General features: G+C 62.2%; 5 protein-coding genes. 3 read left to right on the top strand and 2 right to left on the bottom strand.

Going from position 1 to position 5,599, the window contains the following annotated elements:
- Nucleotides 1-51 precede the first annotated feature (51 nt).
- The gene (locus ACK1U9_RS20915; protein WP_003259245.1) at nucleotides 52-591 is read right to left on the bottom strand and encodes an RrF2 family transcriptional regulator; all 540 of its coding nucleotides are present in this window, start codon (nucleotides 589-591) and stop codon (nucleotides 52-54) included.
- Between the two features lie 258 nt (nucleotides 592-849).
- On the opposite strand from ACK1U9_RS20915, the gene ACK1U9_RS20910 reads away from it, so the two are divergent.
- The gene (locus ACK1U9_RS20910) at nucleotides 850-2,052 is read left to right on the top strand and encodes an NAD(P)/FAD-dependent oxidoreductase (protein ID WP_449110152.1); all 1,203 of its coding nucleotides are present in this window, start codon (nucleotides 850-852) and stop codon (nucleotides 2,050-2,052) included.
- 153 nt (nucleotides 2,053-2,205) lie between these two features.
- Here ACK1U9_RS20910 and ACK1U9_RS20905 read toward each other — a convergent pair whose 3' ends face one another.
- Complete coding sequence (locus ACK1U9_RS20905; protein ID WP_085599119.1) at nucleotides 2,206-3,612, bottom strand: purine-cytosine permease family protein; 1,407 nt, start codon at nucleotides 3,610-3,612, stop codon at nucleotides 2,206-2,208.
- A gap of 317 nt (nucleotides 3,613-3,929) precedes the next feature.
- Here ACK1U9_RS20905 and ACK1U9_RS20900 point away from each other — a divergent pair, with 317 nt between their 5' ends.
- Both ACK1U9_RS20900 and ACK1U9_RS20895 read left to right on the top strand, forming a co-directional pair.
- Complete coding sequence (locus tag ACK1U9_RS20900; RefSeq protein WP_003259250.1) at nucleotides 3,930-4,415, top strand: flavin reductase family protein; 486 nt, start codon at nucleotides 3,930-3,932, stop codon at nucleotides 4,413-4,415.
- A 75-nt stretch (nucleotides 4,416-4,490) separates the two neighbouring features.
- Nucleotides 4,491-5,531, top strand: a complete 1,041-nt coding sequence (locus tag ACK1U9_RS20895) for an LLM class flavin-dependent oxidoreductase (protein ID WP_046615473.1) — start codon at nucleotides 4,491-4,493, stop codon at nucleotides 5,529-5,531.
- The last annotated feature ends 68 nt before the right edge of the window (nucleotides 5,532-5,599 follow it).

The following is a 5,599-nucleotide window of genomic DNA, read 5'->3' as shown; positions in this document are numbered from 1 at the left end:
CCCCGGGGGGGCGGGGTTTACCCCGCGAAGAGGCCGGTGCAGGCAACAGATTCAGACCTGACTGACTGGAATATCCCCTGCCCCTTTGCCCTCCCGCCGCTCACCCATCCAGGCATTGACCTTCTGCCCGAATTCGGCCGGCGCCTTGCGCCCGAACCGCCGCGCCAGGTCAAGAATGGTCTGCTGCGCCAGGGCCTCTTCCATGCGCTTCTGCGCACCCAGCATCACCGCGTGGATCGCGCAGGTGCCCTCGGTTGCCCAACCCGGGGGCGAACCCTCGAACAGGCTGCAACGCTCGCGAACTTCGCGGCAGTCGAAGATCTTCTTCGGCCCGTCGATGGCATTGACGATATCCAGCACGGTGATTTCATCCGACGGCCGCGCCAGCCTGAAGCCACCACGCACGCCTTCGGTGGCGGCCACCAGACCGGCACGGGCCAGCTTGGTGAATACCTTGGCCAGGTACTCCTGAGGTACACCCTGCAGCTCCGCCAGGTCGCGCACGCTGGACTCACGCGAGTCGCCCCGCTCGTCCACCAGGAACAGCAGGCAATGGATACCGTATTCGACGCCAGCACTGTAGAGCGACATATCTATCTCCGACCAATCTTGTCGCAAATGATACGCCTGTAGTACCTGCGCCGCAAAGCTCGCAGCTGCCGCCGGTCGGCCTGCTTTTTTCATTCGTCCCAGTAAATACGGCTATTTCGGCCAGGAAACGGTGGTGCGCAATGTCGCCTGCGTGCAAAAAAAACTTGCACCCAATAACTACGACAAATACAGTCGTAGTTATTCGAGTGGCACACAACTCGCCCTCGAAGCCCTCTTCGAACCTTGCGGAGCACCCTCATGAAATCGAACATCCTCATCATCGGTGCCGGCTTTGCCGGTGTATGGAGCGCCCTGAGCGCCGCGCGCCTGCTCGACCAGGCCCAACGTGCCGACATCAGCATCAGTGTCCTCGCTCCGCAGCCTGAACTGCGCATTCGCCCGCGCTTCTACGAGGCCGATGTGCACGGCATGAAGGCCCCGCTGGGCGAGCTGTTCGAAGCCGTGGGCATTCACTTCATCCCAGGCAACGCCGACAGCATCGATACCGAAGGGCGCAGCGTCAGCTACACCGACACCCAGGGGCACCAGCAACAGATCGCCTACGACCGTCTGATCCTTGCCGCGGGCAGCCAGGTCGCGCGACCGGCAGTGCCTGGCTTGTCCGAACATGCATTCGATGTCGACCAGATGGAATCGGCCATGCGCCTGGAACAGCACCTGGTCGGCCTGGCCGCCCTGCCCGCTTCGCCTGCACGCAATACTGTGGTGGTCTGCGGTGGTGGCTTCACAGGTATTGAAACCGCCACGGAAATGCCTGCCCGCCTGCGTGCCATCCTCGGCGCCAGTGCGGCGCTGCGGGTGGTGGTGGTCGACCGTGGTGCGCAAATTGGTGCGGCGCTGGGCGCGGGTATCACGCCGTCGATCGTCGCCGCCTGCGAGCAGGCCGGGGTCGAGTGGAAGGCCGGGGCTTCGGTGGTGGCTGTCGATGCCGGTGGCGTTACCCTGGACAACGGCGACCATATCGCCAGCAACACCGTGATCTGGACTGTTGGCGTTAAGGCCAGCCCGCTGACTGCACAGGTTGCCGGCGAACGCGACAACTTCGGCCGGCTGAAAGTGGACAATCACCTGAAGGTGCTGGGCCAGGAGCATGTGTACGCCACGGGTGACACCGCCTGGGCCGCGGTGGACGAGCTGGGCAACCACGCCCTGATGACCTGCCAGCACGCCATCCCCATGGGGCGCCACTCCGGCAACAACGCCGCGGCCGACCTGCTCGGCCTGCAGCCGGTGGTGTACCGCCAGCCCAAGTACGTCACCTGCCTGGACCTGGGCGAATGGGGCGCGACGTTCAGCGAGGGTTGGGAGCGCGAACTGAAGCTGCACGGCCAGGAAGGCAAGGACCTCAAACGCCAGATCAACTCGGTGTGGATCTACCCGCCAGCGGCTGACCGAGCCCTGGCACTGGCCGCTGCCGACCCACTGATCGCGATCGTCTGACCGCAGCAAGGCGTGAGCTGAAATAGCCGGGGCCGCGTTGCGGCCCATTCGCAGCACAAGGCTGCTCCTACAGGCAACGCGATTGCTTTGCAGGAGCAGCCTTGTGCTGCGAATGGGCTGCAACGCAGCCCCTTTTACAGCAACGCCAATCTATCAGTCACTGGCACTCACAACCCGCCCCGCCTTCCCGGCAGCCGTGCCCCGAGTCGCCAGGCAGTAGTACAGCGGCACCGTCACCAGCAAGCCGAACAGCCACGACAGGTCAGCCCCTTCGACGATATTGGAATACGGCCCCACATACAGCGACGTATTGGCAAACGGCAACTGCACCAGGATGCCGCAGGCATAGGCAATGATCGCGTGGTGGTTGAAGCGGCCATAGATGCCCCCGTCGGCGCTGAAGATCGAAGCGATGTCGTACTGGCCCTTCTTGATCAGGTAGAAGTCGATCAGGTTGATCGATGCCCACGGCACCAGCACCAGCAGCAGCGCCAGGATCAAGCCGATGAACTGGCCGATGAAGTCCGCCGAGGCATTCAGCGCGACCATGCCGCAGCCCACCAGAATCACCGTAGCCAGCACCACCCGTACCTTGATGCTCGGCGTCCAATCTGCGATGAAGGTCTGGATTGCAGTCACGATCGACAGCACGGCGCCATACAGGTTGAGGGCGTTGTGGCTGATGATGTTGAGCAGGAACAGCACCATCAGGATCGGGCCCAACCAGCCGGTGGCCTGCTTGACCGCGTCCATCGCATCGGTACCTTCCGGCACGCACAGCACTGCCACCGCACCAAAGCTGAAGCACAGGATGGTCCCCAGGGTAGCGCCGAAGTAGGTGGCCCAGAACGGCTTGGCAATGCCCACTTCACGCGGCAGGTAGCGCGAGTAGTCGGAGGTATACGGCGAGAAGCTTATCTGCCAGATGGTGCCCAGCGACACGGTGGCGATGAAGCCCGACAGGTTGAACGCGCCACGGCTGAAGAAGTCGGCCGGCAGTTCCTGGGCGAACATCATGATGAAGCCGGCCAGCAGCGCCGAACCCATCACCCAGGTACCGATACGGTTGAGGATGTGGATGAAACGATAGCCGATCACGCCAATGGCGGTGGCACTCAGCGCACCGATCACGATCGCACCCGGCATCGGCACGCTCGGGGTGATGCCGTGGATGGTCTTGCCCGCCAGGACGATGTTGGAAATGAAGAAACCGACATAGATGAGCGCGGTGAAGAACACGATCAGCAAGGCGCCGTAGCGGCCGAACTGGCCACGGCTCTGCACCATCTGTGGAATGCCCAGCTGCGGTCCCTGCGCAGAAGCAAGGGCAATGACCACGCCCCCGACAAGATGGCCCAGCACGATGGCGACCAGCCCCCATAACAGGTTCAGGTGGAACACCTGGATCACCATGGCGCCGGTGACGATGGGCAGTGGCGCGATGTTGGTACTGAACCAGAGGGTGAACAGGTCGCGCGCCTTCCCGTGGCGCTCGGCAGGTGGAACGTAATCGACCGTGTGATTCTCGACAAACTGGTGTTGCGACGACGGTTGGGACATAGGATTCAGCTCGAAAGGTCGTTTTTATCTTTGTAAGGAAACCGCATCTAGGCGGCCTCTCAGCTGAAGACCATATTATGGTATTCCAAACTTTTGACAACACTGATCCGTAGGAAAAAACACCCACTGATCCGCTCGCACAACCTCTGCGGCAAACCGCCTTACCGCTCAAACCCACGGCATACAAGGGCTTGAGCCGTTCATCGCGCAATACCCTCGCTTGAAAATTCCGCTTGCAAAATAGGTATTACGGTATACCATCAGACACGTCAACGATAAAAACCGCGGACCACCGCAGCCCTACAGAGGTACACCAGATGATCGACGCAACCGTCTACAAGCATGTCCTGGGCTCCTTCCCGTCCGGCGTTACCGTCATCACCACCCTGGACGACGATGGCTCGGTCGTCGGCCTGACCGCCAGCGCCTTTTCCTCCCTGTCGATGGACCCGCCGCTGGTGCTGTTCTGCCCCAACTACACCTCCGACTCCTACCCTGTGCTGATCAGGCAGAAGCGCTTTGCCATTCATCTGTTGTCCGGTGAACAGCAGGCAGAAGCCTATGCGTTCGCCAAGAAGGGCAAGGACAAGGCCAGTGGCATCGAGTGGTCCCTGAGCGAACTGGGCAACCCGATCCTGGCCGGTGCCACCGCGGTCATCGAATGCGAATTGTGGCGCGAATACGAAGGTGGCGACCACGCCATCATGGTCGGCAAGGTACACAACCTGATCGTCCCTGAAGAGGCGCCACGGCCGATGGTGTACTGCCGCGGCAAGATGGCCAGCCTGCCGGCCTTTGCCTGAAACCTGTACTGAATCGAGACCGCTGGTGCCAACCCTGCCAGGCGCCAGCCCCTTTCAAGCGTTGAGGAAAGCCCCATGAAATTTTCGTTGTTCGTGCACATGGAACGTTGGGATGAACAGGTCAGCCACCGCCAGCTGTTCGAAGACCTGACCGAACTGACCCTGATGGCCGAGAACGGCGGTTTCAGCACCGTGTGGATCGGCGAACACCACGCCATGGAGTACACCATTTCGCCAAGCCCGATGCCGTTGCTGGCGTACCTGGCTGCGCGCACCGACAAGATCCGCCTGGGCGCCGGCACCATCATCGCGCCGTTCTGGAACCCGATCCGCGTGGCGGGCGAATGCGCCCTGCTCGACGTGATCAGCAAGGGCCGCATGGAAGTGGGCCTGGCGCGTGGCGCCTACCAGTTCGAGTTCGACCGCATGGCAGGTGGCATGCCGGCTACCGACGGCGGCAAGGCACTGCGCGAAATGGTGCCGGTTGTGCGCAAGCTGTGGGAAGGCGACTACGCCCATGACGGCGAAGTGTACAAGTTCCCCACGTCCACCAGCGTACCGAAGCCGTTCAACGCCACCCCACCGATGTGGATCGCTGCCCGCGACCCGGACTCGCACAACTTCGCCGTGGCCAATGGCTGCAACGTCATGGTCACCCCGCTGATGAAGGGTGACGAGGAAGTGCTGGACCTGAAGAACAAATTCCAGGCCGCACTGGACAACAACCCTGGCGTGCCACGCCCGCAACTGATGGTGCTGCGCCACACCCACGTGCACAGCCCGGCCGAGCCGGAAGGCTGGAAAGTCGGCGCCCAGGCCATCTCGCGCTTCTACCGCACCTTCGATGCCTGGTTCGGCAACAAGACCACCCCGGTCAACGGTTTCCTGGAGCCGAGCCCGGAATCGAAGTTCGCCGAAGTGCCGGCGTTCGAGCTGGAGAACATCCGCAAGAACACCATGATCGGCACGCCGGAAGAGATCATCGCGCGTATCAAGTACTACCAGGAACTCGGCGTCGACGAGTTCAGCTTCTGGTGCGACAACAGCCTGCCCCACGCCGAGAAGAAGAAATCGCTGGAGCTCTTCATCAAGGAAGTGGTGCCGGCGTTCGCCTGAATTCCCATTGCCTGAAACATTGCGGGACGCGCCCGCTCCCGTGGGCCCCGTGGCCCGCGTGAGCGGGC

The sequence above is a fragment of the Pseudomonas sp. XP1 genome (assembly GCF_053557675.1).
Note: the sequence above shows the minus strand (reverse complement) of the source record. Positions and strands in the feature narration are given on the sequence as shown.